The organism is Niveispirillum sp. BGYR6, assembly GCF_027568365.1.
Lineage (GTDB): Bacteria > Pseudomonadota > Alphaproteobacteria > Azospirillales > Azospirillaceae > Niveispirillum.
On sequence record NZ_JANLNL010000011.1, the window covers coordinates 177,879 to 193,447 of the forward strand.

A 15,569-nucleotide genomic window follows, 5' to 3' on the forward strand; every position below is an offset into this window, starting at 1 on the left:
TGTCATTGGCGGGGCCGGCGGCGAAACCGCAGGAAAACAGGGCGGCAGCCGGTCAGCATTTTCTGTTCATAGCGGGTTGCGGGCCAATCTTCAGGGCGCGTGCGCCAATCGGCTGGGCCTTCTGCCATCCATTCGAAATCGGCATGGCGCCAGGTATGTTCCAACATCCAGCGGGCCAGCTGCATATCGTCCGACGCCATGCGCAGTTCCGCCCCATCCTTCAGCACACGGGACAGGCGTGGCAGGTTGTCCGGACCGATGAAGCGGCGGAAGGCATGGCGGGCCTTGGGCCACGGATCTGGGAACAGCACGAAGGCCCGGCCGACCGAGGCGTCGGGCAGGGCATCCAAAATGGGGCGGGCATCATCGGGCACTACGCGGATATTCCGCTGCCCGCCCTGCTCGATATGTTTCAGCAGAGAGGAGACGCCGTTGATGAACGGCTCGCAGCCGATGAAGCCGATGTCGGGGTTGCGTTCCGCGTGCCAGGCCAGATGTTCACCGCCGCCGAACCCGACCTCAAACCACAGGTCGCGCATCGGCTGGTCGAACAGGCCGGAGACATCCAGCCTGCTGCCATCCTTGGGCGCTTCCAGCTTTATCGTCGGCAGCAGATTGTCCAGCACCTCCAGCCGGCCCTTGCGCAGGGGCCGGCCATGGCGACGGCCGTAAAGAACCTTGCGGTGGGGGATGTCGTCGGGGTTCTGGGTGGACATGGTGCTGGATCAACCGGTTTTGGATCGGGGTATCGAAAAATGGCAAACGGCCCGCCGGTGAGGGCGGGCCGGTCGCGGGTACTTTGGCAGGGCCTGGATCAGGCGCCGAAGGCAGACTTCAGATCGGCGACCAGATCGGTCTTCTCCCAGCTGAAGCCGCCATCGGCCTCCGGCTCGCGGCCGAAATGGCCGTAAGCAGCGGTGCGGGCATAGATGGCGCGGTTCAGCTTCAGATGCTCGCGGATGCCACGGGGGCTCAGGTTCATCAGCTGGCGCAGCACGTCGGACAGCTTGTCCTCATCCACGCGGCCGGTACCGGCCGTGTCGATATAGACCGACAGCGGGTGCGACACGCCGATGGCGTAGCTGAGCTGGATGGTGCACTTGTCGGCCAGACCGGCGGCAACGACGTTCTTGGCCAGATAGCGCGCGGCATAGGCGGCGGAACGGTCAACCTTGGTCGGATCCTTGCCGGAGAAGGCGCCGCCACCATGCGGGGCGGCCCCGCCATAGGTGTCCACAATGATCTTGCGGCCGGTCAGGCCGGCATCGCCATCGGGGCCACCAATGACGAAACGACCGGTCGGGTTGACGTAAAACGCCTCTTCCGGGCACATCCAGCCTTCCGGCAGGATATCCAGCACATGGCGGCGCGCCGTCTCCCGGATCTCTTCCTGGCTCACGCTTTCCGAATGCTGGGTAGACAGCACCACAGAGGTGGCGCCCACCGGCTTGCCATCGCGGTATTGCAGGGAGAACTGGCTCTTCGCATCCGGGCCCAGCCAGGGGGTAGCACCGGAATGGCGCACGTCCGCCAGGCTCTTCAGCAGCTTGTGGCTGTAATAAAGCGGGGCCGGCATCAGGGCCGGGGTTTCGGTGCAGGCGTAACCGAACATGATACCCTGGTCGCCCGCCCCTTCATCCTTGCTGCCGGCAGCATCGACGCCGACGGCGATGTCGGCGGACTGGGCGTGCAGATGGACGGAGACATCGGCCGTGGCCCAGTGGAAGCCCTTCTGCTCGTAGCCAATATCGCGGACAGCGGCGCGGGCAACCTCTTCCACCTGCTTCAGCAACTCACCGGGGCCGCGCACTTCACCGGCGATGACGATCCGGTTGGTGGTCGCCAGGGTCTCACAGGCGACGCGGGCATAGGGGTCCTGGGCCAGATACAGGTCGACAACGGCATCAGAGATGCGGTCGCACACCTTGTCGGGATGGCCTTCGGAGACGGACTCGCTGGTGAAAATATAATTCGTCTTTGCCACTTGCGATCGCCTCGGTCAGTGAAAGCGCTGGGTGTGAAAACAAAACACGCCGCCCCCGGAACAACCAGGTGCAGCGTGTTTGTCGCAAGCTTTACCGATGTGGTCAAGAGAGGGTGACAGCCGTTTGCTGGCATTTCACCCTTTCCCCCTGCTCAGGCCGCGTCGGCGGCCGAAGCAACAGCCTTGGTCAGCTCGAAGATGCGCTTGCGCACACCGGGATCGGTAATGCGGTAATAGGCGCGCACCAGCTCCAGCGTTTCGCGCTTGGCCATCGGGTCCGGCTCACCGGCTTCCGGCATGGCGGACGGCGCGCTGGTGTTCTCCCCGCTTTCCGGGTCAGCCATGTCGTCGAAGAAGAAGGAGACCGGCACGTCCAGCACGCGGGACAGGTCGAACAGGCGGGAAGCACCGATGCGGTTGGCACCCCGTTCGTACTTCTGCACCTGCTGGAACGTCAGGCCAATGGCCTCGCCCAGTTTCTCCTGGCTCATACCCAGCAGGGTGCGGCGCAGTCGGACGCGGGCGCCGACATGCACATCGATCGGATTGGGCTTACCCAGCTTGGGACGACCGCCACCACGACGGCCACGGGTTGCGGTTTGCATTTTAACAACCTCCAGATTGGCGGATGGGCTGATCCTGCGACATACGTTTGCATGACGTCAAGTTCTTTGCCCTATGCTTCGGGATGTAAGGCCACCGGCTTCTGCGCCTTTTGCGATGGCTTTCCTAAAGCTGTATGAGTGTGGGGGCTTTTTTTACAGAAGCGACGTGTTATGAAGATGAACACGCCCTCTGGCTGTGCCAATAGTTCTTTCGGTCACATAGCCAAAGGATATCACGGCTCTAGAACCGGAAATCGTCGCCCAGTAATGTCTGAGCAATAGCTTCAATTGTATGCCGGAACGGTTAGGTCGGCGTACTGTGCATGGCTGCCAGTATGATGGTCTCCAACCGGGCGATTTCAGCCTCGGTCAGTTCAGAAAACTGGCTTAGACGTTTTGCCGCACCCAGGCGGCCGTTCGATGCGGATCGTTTGATACAGACAGCATTGCGTACGGGAATGACGTTGGCCGCGTCAAAAAATCTGATCTGAAGTGGCTTCTGGTCACGAATTCGTGTCCCCGCCCACGAATTTGTGTCTACAGCCCACTCGGTTCCCAAATTTGTATCGGCGATACGCGGTTTCGTGTCCAAATCGCCTTTGGCTTAAAAATCCTTGTCAGCATACAAGCCCAGCCGGGTGGCGGCGCGGCGGGCGGCTTCCCAGCGGCGGGTTTGAAAACCTGCGGCACGCTCGCGCAGCTGGGCCACCAGATCGGCGGGCGCCTGTTGCGGGTTGCCGGCGGCAAAGGGTGGGGCTGGGTCATATTCCATGGAAAGCTGGGTTGTCTCCGCCCGCTCCCGCCCCAACAGCAGTTCGGCCAGCACCAGGGCGAAATCAATGCCCGAGGTCACGCCGGCGCCGGTAACACGGTTGCGATCCACCACCACCCGTTCGGCCACCGGCTCGCAGCCGAACAGGGCCAATTGCTCCAGCGACAGCCAATGGCAGGTGGCCCGATAGCCGGTCAGCAGCCCGGCCGCAGCCAGCAGCAGCGATCCGGTGCAGACCGAGGTGACATAGCGGGCCTGGGCCGCCTGGGCACAGAGGAAATCCAGCACGACCGTGTCATCCATCAGCGCCAGCTGGCCGGGGCCGCCGGGCACGAACAGGATGTCGGCCGGCGGGCACTGGGCGAAATCCACCGTCGGCAGCAGGCGCAGGCCGCCGCTGTCGGTGACGGGCCCGGTATCCTTCCAGGCCAGATGGATTGTCAGTTCCTTCAACCGGGCCAGCACCTCAAACGGGCCGGTCAGGTCCAACTGGGTCAGGCCGGGATAAAGCAGCATCGCCACATTCATCGCCCAATCCTCCCGGTCTTTACGGCATCACCCGCCGCGTTTGGCCCATTGCGCCAGCTGGAAGAAGGTACGGGCGCAGATTGTTTCGTCTGGCATATGGGTGCGTTTGGCGTCGGCCTCTGCTTCCACCAGCCGGGTCAGGGCCTGGGCCAGCAGCGGCAGGGTCCAGCGCCGCACCTGGGCCACCATCGGCGTTTCCAGCTTGAAGAAGACGGGCGGGCGCAGCGACTTCACCGCCTGCTGCGGTGTCTGGCCATGGGCCATATGGGCCACCGCCTGATGCAGCCGCTGGAAATGCCGCTGGGCGGCGCGCAGGATGGCCACCGTGCTGGTGCCATCGGCGAACAGGCGGCGCAGGCTGCGATCCACCTCCGCCAGATCGCCGGACGCGGCGGCCATGGCCGGTTCATCCAGGTCCAGGGCGGCACTGTCGCCGATCACGGCGCGCACATCGGCCAGCGTCACCCGCTTTTCGCCCAGCATATAGATCGCCAGCTTGTCGATCTCGCTGCGGGCCATGGCGCGGTCGCCGACCAGATTGCCGGCCAGCCAGTCGCGCGCCTCCGGATCGATCTGCATCCCATGGTCCACCATCATGCGGCCGATGGTGGCGGCCAGCTCGTCCTCCCCCTCCACATAGCAGGCGATGGATGCCGCCTCTTCGCCGGCATCCTCCACCGCCTTGCGCAGTTTGGAACGGGCGTCCAGTTCACCCGCCTCCACCACCAGCAGCGTATCGCCGGGGGGCATGGCCTTCAGCAGGCCGATGATGGCGGTGGCCAGCTTTTCATCCGCATCGCGCAGCCGCACCACGCGGCGCCCGCCGGTCAGGGCGATGGCGGCCATTTCATCGGACAGTCGGGCCGGATCGCCCGTTACCTGATCGGCCTTCATCTCCGTCACCCGGAACGGGTCGGAAAGGTCGGCGCAGGCGGATTGCGCGGCCAGCTTGCCGCGTTCGCGCACCAAGCCCGGATCGGGGCCATAGAACAGCACCAGCCGGGTGGCCGGGCTGGGGCGTTTGGCGAAGGCGTCGGCGTTGCGGGGCTGTACCTTCACGAAGCCACCCCCTCAGCGGGCTTCGCGGACGAAATAGAGCGACAGCCGGGTGCGGATATCGTCGGCCAGTTCCGTCAGGCCACGGTCATAGGCGCCCTGGCGGCTGGCCAGCACGGCGAACTGGCTGTCCAGCAGGTTGAAGCTGATCACGGAGCGGGAGAAGGTGCGATAGACCACCTGACCGCTGTGATTATCGATCAGTTCATAATTGGCCTGCAGGCGCAGGCGGGCGCGGGTGGCCGTGGCATCCTTCTGGATGCCCAACTGCTCTTCGGCCGCCGACAGGGCGACGGCCAGCCGGTAACGCGGGTCGGCCGGGCGTCCATCGCTATAAAAACGGTCGATCAGGTTATTGCGCAGCACCTGACCGTTACGGTCGGGGATCGGGTCGATCTGCACATTGGCCAGGGCCATGCCGGCCGTCACGCCGCCGGCCCGTGTGCCATAAACCGGCTGGAACCCGCAGCCGGCCAGCGGCAGCAGGGCGATAAGGGCGGCGGCAATCAGGCGCTTGGACATGGACTAATCGTTCCCTGGCAGGGGCGGCGGCGCAGTTTAACGCGGATGGGGAGCGGCGGCCATGGGTGGTTGGCGTGGCCCCTTAGTTGCCTCACCTTATCCTACCGTCTTTATCTCCGTCATCCCGGCCTTCGCCGGGATGACGGAGGAAAAGCAATTAGATAACAGGGGCCGGTCGCCCGGCCCCCATCCCATCACGCCACGATATTGACGATGCGGTTGGGCACCACAATCACCTTGCGCGGTTCCTTGCCGTCCAGCGCGCGCTGCACATTGGCATCGGCGAGTGCGGCAGCCTGGGCCACATCCTGGGCGCAGTCGCGCGGCAGGGTCAGCGTGGCGCGCAGCTTGCCATTCACCTGCACACCCATGGTGACGCTGTCATCCACCACCAGGGCCGGATCGGCCACCGGCCAGTGGCGTTCCACCAGCAGGTCACCATGGCCCAGTTCGGCCCACATTTCCTGGGCCAGATGCGGCATCACCGGCTGCACGATCTGCGCCATGTACTCCAGCGCCTCGCGGGCGGCCCAACCCTCATCCGCGCCGACCGTGCCCTTGGCCGCCAGCTTGGACAGGGCATCACCCAGCGCGTTGGTGAAGGTGCGCAGCTTGGCGACCGCGCTGTTGAAGCGGTAACCCTCGATATCCTCCCCCACGCCGGCGGCTGCCTTGTGGGCGGCGCGGCGAATGGATGTCGCCTCCGCGCTGAAGCTGTCCGGCTGGGCGCTGTTGGCGGCGGGTAGGTCAAAGCCCGGTTCCGTCACCAGACGCCACAGGCGGTTGATATAGCGCCAGGCGCCATCAATGCCGGCCTCGGTCCATTCCAGATCGCGGTCGGGCGGGCTGTCGGACATCATGAACAGGCGGGCGGCATCGGCACCATAGGAACCGATGATGCCTTCCGGATCGACGACGTTCTTCTTCGACTTCGACATCTTGATGACGGGGCCGACCGTCACCGGCGACCCATCGGCAATCTTTTTTGCCGTCGTGCCCTGGATATCCACATCGGTGGGGAACATCCATTTGCCGTCAGTATCCTGGAAGGTGGCGTGGGTCACCATGCCCTGGGTGAACAGGCCGCCAAACGGTTCCGGCAGATCCAGATAACCGACATGGGAGAGGGCGCGGGTCCAGAAGCGGGAATAGAGCAGGTGCAGCACAGCATGTTCGATGCCGCCGATATAATTATCGACCGGCAGCCAGTACTTCACCAATTCCTTGTCAAACGCCACCTGTTCGTTGCGCGGGTCGGCGAAACGCAGGAAATACCAGCTCGACTCGATAAAGGTGTCGAACGTGTCCGTCTCCCGCTCCGCATCCTTGCCGCAGGACGGGCACTTCACATGCTTCCAGGTGGCATGGCGGGCCAGCGGGTTGCCCGGCTGGTCGAAGGTCACGTCTGGCGGCAGGGTCACCGGCAACTGGTCTTCCGGCACATGCACCACGCCGCAATCCGGGCAATGGATGATGGGGATCGGGCAGCCCCAGTAACGCTGGCGCGACACGCCCCAGTCGCGCAGGCGGAACATGGTCGTGCCCTGGCCACGGCCCAGGGACTCAATCTTGGCGATGGCGGCCTTCTTGCCCGCTTCCACTTCCATCCCATCCAGGAAGTCGGAATTGCGCAGCAGGCCGGGGCCGGCATAGGCCTCAGCCCCCACCTGGAAGCTGGCGGGATCGGCATCGGCCGGCACCACCACCGGCTTCACCGGCAGATCGTACTTGCGGGCGAAATCCAGGTCGCGCTGGTCATGCGCCGGGCAGCCGAAAATGGCGCCCGTGCCATATTCCATCAGCACGAAATTGGCGACATAGACCGGCAGGTGCCAGCCCTTGACGAAGGGATGCTCGGCCGTCACCGGCGTGCGATAGCCCTTCTTTTCCGCCTGTTCCAGCGTGGCTTCGCTGGTGCCCATGCGGTTGCATTCGGCGATGAATTCAGCCAGATCGGCATCACCTTCCGCCAGCGTGGCGGCCAGCGGATGGTTCGGGCTGATGGCCACAAAGCTGGCACCGAACAGCGTATCGGGCCGGGTGGTGAACACTTCCAGATCGGCGTGCCCATCCGACAGCTCGAAGAAGAAGCGGCAGCCCTGGGACTTGCCGATCCAGTTCTCCTGCATGATGCGGACCTTCTCCGGCCAGCGGTCCAGCGTACCGATGGCGGAGAGCAGTTCGTCAGCAAAATGGGTGATCTTCAGGAACCACTGGGACAGCTTGCGCTTTTCCACCAGCGCACCCGTGCGCCAGCCGCGCCCGTCAATCACCTGTTCATTGGCCAGAACGGTATTATCCACCGGATCCCAGTTGACCCAGCTTTCCTTGCGATAGGCCAGCCCCGCCTTCAGGAAATCCAGGAACATCTTCTGTTCGAACCGGTAATATTCCGGCCGGCAGGTGGCAATTTCCCGCTCCCAGTCGATGGCAAGGCCCATCGTCTTCAACTGGGCGCGCATCGCCTTGATGTTCTCATAGGTCCAGGTGCCCGGATGGGTGTTCCGCTCCAGGGCCGCATTTTCCGCCGGCAGGCCGAAGGCGTCCCAGCCCATCGGGTGCAGTACGTTGAAACCCTTGGCCCGCTTATAGCGGGCGATCACGTCGCCGATGGTGTAATTGCGCACATGGCCCATATGGATGCGCCCCGATGGATAGGGGAACATTTCCAACACATAGGTCTTGGGCTTGGATGGATCGGCGGTGACGGCAAAGCTGCGGCGCTCGTCCCAGATGGACTGCCACTTGGCTTCGGTTTCACGGACATTGTAGCGGGACATCGGGGGCAGCCTTGGAAGGGGTAACGGGTGTCGCTTCGCCGGGCGTCACCCGTTACAGGGGCTGCCGCCCGGCGCGATCTTGATTTACTTCGCCTCAGCGGCGACAGCCTGCTGACGTAGCTGGCGGGCGCGCGTCAGCACGCTGTCTTCCAACTGGGTACGGGTTTCGGTGGTGACCGGGGCATCCAGCCAGACACCATTCTGCTGTACCTGGCGGAACACGCTGGCGCGCACGCCATCGGCACGCAGGGCGGCATCGACGATGTAGAGATTGACCTTGAAACGTTCCGTCGGGGTGGCCGGCGGGGCGTACCAGTCAGTCAGGATGATGCCACCATAGGGGTCGGCCTGGGTGATGGGCATGAATTCCACCGTATCCAGGGCGGCACGCCACAGGAAAGCATTGACGGCCACCGTACCAGCGGGGCGGGCGGCGACATTCATGCCGGCGCTGCCATCGCTGTTCTGACGGAACGTCTGATTGGGCTGCGGGGCATCCGGCTCGGACGAACCGAGGCCGACGCTTTTCAGCACACCGCAAGCGGACAACCCGAGGGCCAGGGAGCCCAAAAGGGCGGTTCGACCGATCATGGACAGGGCACGCAAGGACATGGGCAAGCCACCTGGGAACAGCCAGCGGGAAAGACAGAGCCACCCTTAGAGCAAAAAAGCCGGCTCTAGGCAAGGCCGGGCGCTTGAGGCCAGGGTGGCGGCGTATGCTTTACACGCAATCAAGGCGGGATTCAGGCGTTAAATCCATAAAAATCCCAAGGTCGGGCGGGGATGGTCTGGATGATGCGGCAGCCACATCATTGCCGGGACCATTCCCGCCCCCCGCTTTTTGCCCTTGCATCCCAGCCGCCAGCCACCGAAAAGCCCACGAGTCCCTGACATCGATAAAGCCAGCCCTTCCGCCATGACCTATGCCATCGCCGCCTTTTATCGTTTCGCCCCCATCGCCGACCCGGCGGGCCTGCGCGACCGGCTTTATGCGCTGTGTGACGCTGAAGGGGTGAAGGGCACGCTGCTGGTGGCGCCGGAAGGCATCAACGGCACCCTGGCTGCCGAACCGGATGCGATGCGCCGGACCATTGCGGCCATTGCCGAGGCCGCCGGGCTGGCAGAGCCGCTGGAACCGCGCTGGTCGGCGGATGAAACCATGCCCTTCCTGCGCCTGCGCGTGCGGTTGAAGCGGGAGATCGTCACCATCAAGGAACCCTCCGCCGACCCGACCCGGCAGGTCGGCACCTATGTGGAGCCGGAGGATTGGAACGCCCTGATCAGCGATCCGGACACCCTGGTCATCGATACCCGCAACGGGTTTGAGGTGGCGCTCGGCACCTTCCAGCGCGCGGTGGACCCCGGTACGGCCAGCTTCGGCGAATTTCCCGCCTATGTCCGCCGCGAACTGGACCCGCAGCGGCACCGCCGCGTCGCCATGTTCTGTACCGGCGGCATCCGCTGTGAGAAGGCCACCGCCTTCATGCTGGCCGAAGGGTTTGGGGAGGTTTACCACCTGAAGGGCGGTATCCTGAATTATCTGGAGCGCATCGGGCCGGAAGACAGCCTGTGGTCCGGCGGCTGTTTCGTCTTTGATGAACGGGTGGCGCTGGGCCATGGGCTGGTGCCGGTGGAAGGGGTGAGCGCCTGTCTGGGCTGTGGCGCGCCGCTGACAGCGGCCGACCGCGCCGATCCACGGTTTGAGGAAGGGGTGGCCTGTCCCGCTTGTGCCGACCGCGATGAGCCGGCCCGGCGGGCGGCGCTGCGCGAACGCCAGCGCCAGATCACGCTGGCCCGCCAGCGCGGTGCCCGCCATCTGGGGCCGCGCGATTGAGTTTTTGTGCTCTCCGTTAAATGATATATCTTAATGTCATTTAACAGGGAGCTGCCCGATGCCCAACACTGTGATGCCACGCGTACCGCTGGCGGCGATGAGCCCGTCCATCGCGGCGGCCTTTCATCGCTGCGTGGAAAAGACCGGCGACGGCACCATCATTGAGGTGATGGCCCACCAGCCCGATATCATGCGCTGGTATTTCGAGGAATTTTACGGCGGCATTTTCTATAACCGCCTAACGGGAATGCGGGTGGATGTGCGCAGCAAGGAATTGCTGCGGATCAAGCTGTCCAAGCAGCATGGTTGCCAGCTCTGCAACCGCTCCAACACGCTGGACGCGCTGGCCGCCGGGATCACCCAGGAAATGATCGACGCCATCCACACGCCCGACGCCCCGGTATGGGACGAGAAGGACCGGGCGGTGATTGCGCTGGCGGATGAAATGACGCTGCAGAACATGGACGGGCATTTGTCCGCCGACCTTCATGCCCGTCTGCGTGCCCATTATGATGATGGCCAGATCGTGGAACTGGGCTTCGTGGCCGCCATCCTGACCGGCATCGCCAAATGGATTTTCACCTTTGACATCGTGGATCGGGAAGAGGTCTGCCCGATTGGCAAGCCGGTGGGGTGAGGGGCTTTTGTTGAAGGTTGGGGAATATCCCTAATCGTCGCTCGCCTCTCAACCGTCACCCCGGCCGCAGCATGGGTGACGGGAGAGGGGGCACAAACCTTGATAGTCCGCACCCCCACCCCATCAAACGTCCAGATTCGCCACCTTCAGCGCGTTTTCCTGGATGAAGGCGCGGCGGGGTTCCACCACGTCGCCCATCAGGGTGCTGAACACATCCTCAGCCTCGTCGGCGTGGTTGACCTTCACCTGCAACAGGGAGCGGTTGGCCGGGTCCAGCGTGGTTTCCCACAACTGATCCGGGTTCATTTCGCCCAGGCCCTTATAGCGTTGGATGGTCAGACCGTGGCGGCCCTGGTCGATCACCCCTTCGAACAGGGAGGACGGGCCGGTGACCGCGCGCAGATCCTTCAACCGGTGGCGAAGGGTGGCTTCATCGGTATAGGTGGCGGCCAGATGCTCCTGCATCGCGTCCAGGCGACGGGCCTCCACGCTTTTCAGCAGGTCAATATCCAGCACATGGCGATGGGTGACGCCCCGGCGGGTGCGGGACAGGATCAGCCCGTCAATGCCGGCATCACCCGTCCAGCCGCCAATGGCGGCGGCGTTGGTGTCGCTGGCCAGGGCGTCGCCACTGGTCACCGCCCGGCGGCGGGCCAGCTCGTTCAGCCGGCCGGCGAGATTCTGCGCCAGTTCCAGCGCGCGCGGCATGTCATCCAGCAGCTTGGGCGTCAAGGCGCCCAGGATGGCGGCCTGTTCCACCACATCGCGGTTGCCGGCCTTGCGGGCCAGCGTCTGCACGGCGGAACGGGCAGCGCGCGCCTGTTCCACCAGCCCGCGCAGATCATCGCCGCCGCGCTGGTCGCCCATGGGGCCGACCAGATAAACGTCATCCGTGCCCTGGCCGATCAGGTAATCTTCCAGCGCCCGATCATCCTTCAGATACCGCTCCTTCGCCGTACCGCGCTTCACCCGGTAAAGCGGCGGCTGGGCGATGTAGAGATAGCCCTTCTCAATCACTTCCGGCATCTGCCGGTAGAAGAAGGTCAGCAGCAAGGTACGGATATGGGCGCCGTCGACGTCGGCGTCCGTCATGATGATGATCTTGTGATAGCGCGTCTTTTCAATATTGAACTCATCGCGCCCGATACCGGTGCCAAGCGCCGCAATCAGCGTGCCGATTTCGGCCGAGGACAGCATTTTGTCAAAGCGCGCCCGCTCCACATTCAAGATCTTGCCACGCAGCGGCAGGATGGCCTGATTCTGGCGCGAACGGCCCTGCTTGGCCGAACCGCCGGCCGAGTCGCCCTCCACAATGAACAGTTCGGAGAGCGCCGGATCGCGTTCCTGACAGTCGGCCAGCTTGCCGGGCAGGCTGGCCATATCCAGCGCCCCCTTGCGGCGGGTCAGTTCGCGGGCCTTGCGCGCGGCCTCACGCGCGGCGGCGGCTTCCACCACCTTGCCCACAATCTTGCGGGCATCGGCGGGATGTTCCTCAAACCAGGTGGACAGCGCATCGGCGCAGATCGATTCCACCACCGGGCGCACTTCGGACGAGACCAGCTTGTCCTTGGTCTGGCTGGAGAATTTCGGGTCCGGCACCTTGACGGAGATGATGCAGGTCAGGCCTTCGCGCATATCGTCGCCGGCCAGCGCCACCTTCTCCTTCTTCAGGATGCCGCTTTCTTCCGCGTATTTATTGACCGTGCGGGTCAAGGCAGCGCGGAAACCGGCCAGATGGGTGCCGCCGTCGCGCTGCGGGATGTTGTTGGTGAAGCACAGCGTCGTCTCGTGATAGCTGTCGTTCCACTGCAACGAGACTTCCACCCCGATCGGCACGCCCGCTTCCGATGCGCGTTCGGCCTTGGCATAGATGCCGGGCTTGTGCAGGGGGGTCTTGGACCGGTCCAGATACTGCACAAAGGCTTCCAGCCCGCCTTCGTAATAAAGTTCCACCGTGCGTGGTTCCACCCCGCGCGCGTCGGTGAACAGGATCAGCACGCCGGAATTCAGGAAGGCCAGCTCACGCAGCCGGTGTTCCAGGGTCTGGAAATCAAATTCCGTCTTGGTGAAGGTGGCCTTCGACGGCAGGAAGGTCACCTCCGTCCCGGTCAGGTGCTTGCCCTTGCGCGGGCCTTCTGTCACCAAAGGTGCCTCGCCGGCATCGGCCAGCGGGGCCACGGCGTCACCGTGGGAGAAGCGCATTTCCCATACCCGGCCCTGGCGCCAGATGCGCAGGTCCAGGATTTCCGACAGCGCGTTCACCACCGACACGCCCACGCCATGCAGACCGCCGGACACCTTATAGCTGTTCTGGTCGAACTTACCGCCGGCATGAAGCTGGGTCATGATGACCTCAGCCGCCGACACGCCCTCACCCTCATGCAGATCGACGGGGATGCCGCGCCCATTGTCGCGCACCGTCACCGAGCCATCGGCGTTCAGCCGCACATCCACCTTGTCGGCATGGCCGGCCAATGCCTCATCAATGGCATTGTCCACCACCTCATAGACCATGTGGTGAAGGCCGGACCCGTCATCGGTGTCACCGATATACATGCCAGGGCGTTTGCGCACCGCATCCAGGCCTTTCAAGACCTTGATGGAACTGGCGCCATACTCCTCCGACTGCTGCGGGGCCGTGGGTTCGATGGGGGGGAGATCAGTCTGGGTCATGGTGGCGGAGTTTATCAGAAAGGGCGCAAAAAGAGGGGTAAAAGCGTATTCAGCCTACCAAATTTCCGCATGGCTTAGCTGCGATTGGGCGACCTGGATATGGGTGGCGCGTTCCCCCAGCGGGCGGAAGATTTCCGCATCCGTGCCGGTCATCCAGGCTTGCGCGCCGGTGGCCAGAATCTCATCAAACAGGGCCTGTCGGCGGCCTTCATCCAGATGGGCCGCCACCTCATCCAGCAGCAGCAGCGGCGGGGTGCCGGTTTCGGCCTTCATCAGCCGGGCATTGGCCAGCACGATGGCGATCAGCAGGGCCTTCTGCTCGCCCGTGCTGCCCAGTTCGGCCGGCATGTTCTTGGCACGGTAGGTGACAGCCAGATCGGATTTATGCGGGCCGATGCCGGCACCGCCGGCCACCGCATCCACCCGCCGCCCGTCGGCCAGCGCACGGCGGAAACCTTCCTCGGCTTCCAGCGCCGGGCGGTCGGCCAGCAGCTCATCAATGGCGCCGGCCATGCGGATGCCGGGGGCGGGGAAGGGGCCGACACCCTGGGAGGCGGCCGCTTCCAGCCGCCGCACCATTTCCGCCCGTGCGGCGGCCACGGCGATGCCGGTTTCCACCATCTGGTCTTCCAGCGCCGACAGCCAGGCCGGATCAACCGGCCCGTCGCGCAGGATGCGGGCACGCTCGCGCAGGGCATTTTCATATTTGGTCAGCCGTCCGGCATGGCCGGGATCAAAGCCGAACACCAGCCGGTCCAGGAAGCGCCGGCGGCCCGACGCCGCCTCCTGAAACAGCCGGTCCATCTGCGGCGTCAGCCAGACGACGGCGACATGCTCGGCCAGTGCGATCTGGCCCTTGGCGGGGCGGCCATCAATATGCACCAGCCGCCGCTCACTCTCCCCGCCTGCCGGGTCGCGGCCGGTGCCGATTTCCACCGGCCCCAGCGGGGTCTGCACCTGGGCGGCAATGGCCCAGCCGGGGCCACCGGTCCAGTCGGCCGCACGGCTGTCGCCGATGCGCTCTGCGTCTGAAATCTTGGCCCGGCGCATCCCGCGACCGGGAGCCAGGAAGCTGACCGCTTCCAGCAGATTGGTCTTGCCGGCCCCATTCTCCCCCGTCAGCACAACAGGCCGCGCATCACATTCCAGCCGGGCAGAGGCATAGGAACGGAAGCGCGTCAGGGTCAGGCGGGTGACGGCAAGGGTGGGGTGGGTCAAGATGCAGCGCCGCGAATGCAGATGATCGGGGGCAGGCCGGCAGCGGGCAGGCGCAGCCACGCCTTGTCACTGGTCAAGGCCGGGGCTTGCCGTTGCAGGGCCAGCGCCAGACAGGCCCGGTCGCCTAAGGACAGGCCGGCTTTACGCGTCGGCTCCCGCAGGGCGGCGGCACGGACGGCCTGATCGGCGTCGAAATCGACAATCTCGATCCCCAGCCCCAGCACCACATCCCGCGCATTGGCCGGCGGGATGCCGCGTTCGACCAGTTTCGTCAGCGCTTCGGTGAAATTCACGGCGGACATGGCAGCGGCGGGCAGGATGGCTTCCACCTGTTCCGCCCCCGGCTCCCGCAGCAGAAAGGCCAGCAGGGCGGAACAATCCAGCACAGGATCACTCATGATCGGCGGCGGCCCGGCGTTCGGCGATCACCTCATCGGCAAGGCTGACGCCCTCGGGCACGAACTGGCGCACATAATCCTGGGCACGCTTTATCGCCACGGCAATCGGCTCCAGTATCACCGCGCCATCCACCAGGCGCGCCACTACGCGTCCCCCTTCCGGGATGCCCATGGCCGCCCGCATCCCGGCGGGGATGACCACCCGCCCATTCGGGGCGACCGTCAGGTTGGCTTGTGTGGTGGCGGGCATGGGAGAGTTCCTGTGTGTCACATTCACAGAATCTGACACTGCGCCCACCCATGTCAAGATTGCCTGCATGGCACAGGGGTAAAAGAAAATGCCCCGACGCGGGGCCGGGGGGCTGGGCTTCCATCTCTGTCTTCGACGGAGATGTGTTTTTAATCAATACCTACTGCCCTCGCTCCGTCACCCCGGCGAAGGCCGGGGTCCAGAATGGCGAGCGCTTTGCTTTACGAACTGGACCCCGGCCTTCGCCGGGGTGACGGGGATGATGAGGGTAATGCATTGAAGTAAAAAGAAAATTTTTCGACCGATGCATCA

14 protein-coding genes are annotated in these 15,569 nt (G+C 64.4%); 2 read left to right on the forward strand and 12 right to left on the reverse strand.

What is annotated here, in order from left to right; all coding sequences use genetic code 11:
* Positions 1 to 2: 2 nt before the first annotated feature.
* From PCJ49_RS20290 to PCJ49_RS20325, 8 genes are all read right to left on the reverse strand, one after another.
* Positions 3 to 716, reverse strand: a complete 714-nt coding sequence (locus tag PCJ49_RS20290) for a tRNA (guanine(46)-N(7))-methyltransferase TrmB (protein WP_269912532.1) — start codon at positions 714 to 716, stop codon at positions 3 to 5.
* Positions 717 to 814: 98 nt separating this feature from the next.
* Positions 815 to 1,984 (reverse strand): methionine adenosyltransferase, encoded by a 1,170-nt coding sequence (gene metK / locus PCJ49_RS20295; RefSeq protein ID WP_269912533.1) that lies wholly within the window; start codon positions 1,982 to 1,984, stop codon positions 815 to 817.
* Between the two features lie 152 nt (positions 1,985 to 2,136).
* The gene (locus PCJ49_RS20300; RefSeq protein WP_269912534.1) at positions 2,137 to 2,589 is read right to left on the reverse strand and encodes a helix-turn-helix transcriptional regulator; all 453 of its coding nucleotides are present in this window, start codon (positions 2,587 to 2,589) and stop codon (positions 2,137 to 2,139) included.
* A 604-nt stretch (positions 2,590 to 3,193) separates the two neighbouring features.
* Positions 3,194 to 3,889 (reverse strand): DJ-1/PfpI family protein, encoded by a 696-nt coding sequence (locus tag PCJ49_RS20305; protein WP_269912535.1) that lies wholly within the window; start codon positions 3,887 to 3,889, stop codon positions 3,194 to 3,196.
* A gap of 27 nt (positions 3,890 to 3,916) precedes the next feature.
* On the reverse strand, positions 3,917 to 4,948 hold the full coding sequence (holA, locus tag PCJ49_RS20310; protein ID WP_269912536.1) for a DNA polymerase III subunit delta: 1,032 nt from the start codon (positions 4,946 to 4,948) through the stop codon (positions 3,917 to 3,919).
* A gap of 12 nt (positions 4,949 to 4,960) precedes the next feature.
* On the reverse strand, positions 4,961 to 5,467 hold the full coding sequence (lptE, locus tag PCJ49_RS20315) for an LPS assembly lipoprotein LptE (protein ID WP_089290669.1): 507 nt from the start codon (positions 5,465 to 5,467) through the stop codon (positions 4,961 to 4,963).
* Positions 5,468 to 5,661: 194 nt separating this feature from the next.
* Positions 5,662 to 8,247, reverse strand: a complete 2,586-nt coding sequence (gene leuS / locus PCJ49_RS20320) for a leucine--tRNA ligase (protein WP_269912537.1) — start codon at positions 8,245 to 8,247, stop codon at positions 5,662 to 5,664.
* A gap of 84 nt (positions 8,248 to 8,331) precedes the next feature.
* Entirely contained in the window at positions 8,332 to 8,859 is a 528-nt protein-coding gene (locus PCJ49_RS20325; protein WP_269912538.1) for a DUF3576 domain-containing protein, read from the reverse strand.
* Positions 8,860 to 9,163: 304 nt separating this feature from the next.
* Between PCJ49_RS20325 and PCJ49_RS20330 the strand changes: the two genes are divergently transcribed.
* Together PCJ49_RS20330 and PCJ49_RS20335 are read left to right on the forward strand one after the other, a co-directional pair.
* On the forward strand, positions 9,164 to 10,081 hold the full coding sequence (locus tag PCJ49_RS20330; RefSeq protein WP_269912539.1) for a rhodanese-related sulfurtransferase: 918 nt from the start codon (positions 9,164 to 9,166) through the stop codon (positions 10,079 to 10,081).
* A gap of 58 nt (positions 10,082 to 10,139) precedes the next feature.
* Positions 10,140 to 10,718 (forward strand): carboxymuconolactone decarboxylase family protein, encoded by a 579-nt coding sequence (locus PCJ49_RS20335; protein ID WP_269912540.1) that lies wholly within the window; start codon positions 10,140 to 10,142, stop codon positions 10,716 to 10,718.
* A gap of 123 nt (positions 10,719 to 10,841) precedes the next feature.
* Here the strand turns inward: PCJ49_RS20335 and gyrB are convergent, their stop codons facing one another.
* Genes gyrB through PCJ49_RS20355 form a run of 4 tightly spaced genes read right to left on the reverse strand, consistent with a single transcriptional unit; the run spans position 10,842 to position 15,257 of the window.
* Positions 10,842 to 13,391, reverse strand: a complete 2,550-nt coding sequence (gene gyrB / locus PCJ49_RS20340) for a DNA topoisomerase (ATP-hydrolyzing) subunit B (protein WP_269912541.1) — start codon at positions 13,389 to 13,391, stop codon at positions 10,842 to 10,844.
* Positions 13,392 to 13,445: 54 nt separating this feature from the next.
* Positions 13,446 to 14,609, reverse strand: coding sequence for a DNA replication/repair protein RecF (gene recF / locus PCJ49_RS20345; protein WP_269912542.1), 1,164 nt, complete (start codon positions 14,607 to 14,609; stop codon positions 13,446 to 13,448).
* Positions 14,606 to 15,007, reverse strand: a complete 402-nt coding sequence (locus tag PCJ49_RS20350; RefSeq protein ID WP_269912543.1) for a type II toxin-antitoxin system VapC family toxin — start codon at positions 15,005 to 15,007, stop codon at positions 14,606 to 14,608. The genes recF and PCJ49_RS20350 overlap by 4 nt, the downstream gene beginning before the upstream one ends.
* Positions 15,000 to 15,257 carry an AbrB/MazE/SpoVT family DNA-binding domain-containing protein gene (locus PCJ49_RS20355; RefSeq protein ID WP_153202603.1) on the reverse strand — a complete coding sequence of 86 codons (258 nt, stop codon included), beginning with the start codon at positions 15,255 to 15,257 and terminating at the stop codon, positions 15,000 to 15,002. Before PCJ49_RS20355 ends, PCJ49_RS20350 begins: the two co-directional genes overlap by 8 nt.
* Between the last annotated feature and the right edge of the window lie 312 nt (positions 15,258 to 15,569).

Coding starts and splice junctions, on each gene's coding strand:
- PCJ49_RS20325 (WP_269912538.1), bottom strand. CDS start 8,859: ATGTCCTTGCGTGCCCTGTCCATGATCGGTCGAACCGCCCTTTTGGGC.
- PCJ49_RS20305 (WP_269912535.1), bottom strand. CDS start 3,889: ATGAATGTGGCGATGCTGCTTTATCCCGGCCTGACCCAGTTGGACCTG.
- PCJ49_RS20300 (WP_269912534.1), bottom strand. CDS start 2,589: ATGCAAACCGCAACCCGTGGCCGTCGTGGTGGCGGTCGTCCCAAGCTG.
- gyrB (WP_269912541.1), bottom strand. CDS start 13,391: ATGACCCAGACTGATCTCCCCCCCATCGAACCCACGGCCCCGCAGCAG.
- PCJ49_RS20330 (WP_269912539.1), top strand. CDS start 9,164: ATGACCTATGCCATCGCCGCCTTTTATCGTTTCGCCCCCATCGCCGAC.
- leuS (WP_269912537.1), bottom strand. CDS start 8,247: ATGTCCCGCTACAATGTCCGTGAAACCGAAGCCAAGTGGCAGTCCATC.
- PCJ49_RS20355 (WP_153202603.1), bottom strand. CDS start 15,257: ATGCCCGCCACCACACAAGCCAACCTGACGGTCGCCCCGAATGGGCGG.
- lptE (WP_089290669.1), bottom strand. CDS start 5,467: ATGTCCAAGCGCCTGATTGCCGCCGCCCTTATCGCCCTGCTGCCGCTG.
- PCJ49_RS20290 (WP_269912532.1), bottom strand. CDS start 716: ATGTCCACCCAGAACCCCGACGACATCCCCCACCGCAAGGTTCTTTAC.
- PCJ49_RS20335 (WP_269912540.1), top strand. CDS start 10,140: ATGCCCAACACTGTGATGCCACGCGTACCGCTGGCGGCGATGAGCCCG.
- PCJ49_RS20350 (WP_269912543.1), bottom strand. CDS start 15,007: ATGAGTGATCCTGTGCTGGATTGTTCCGCCCTGCTGGCCTTTCTGCTG.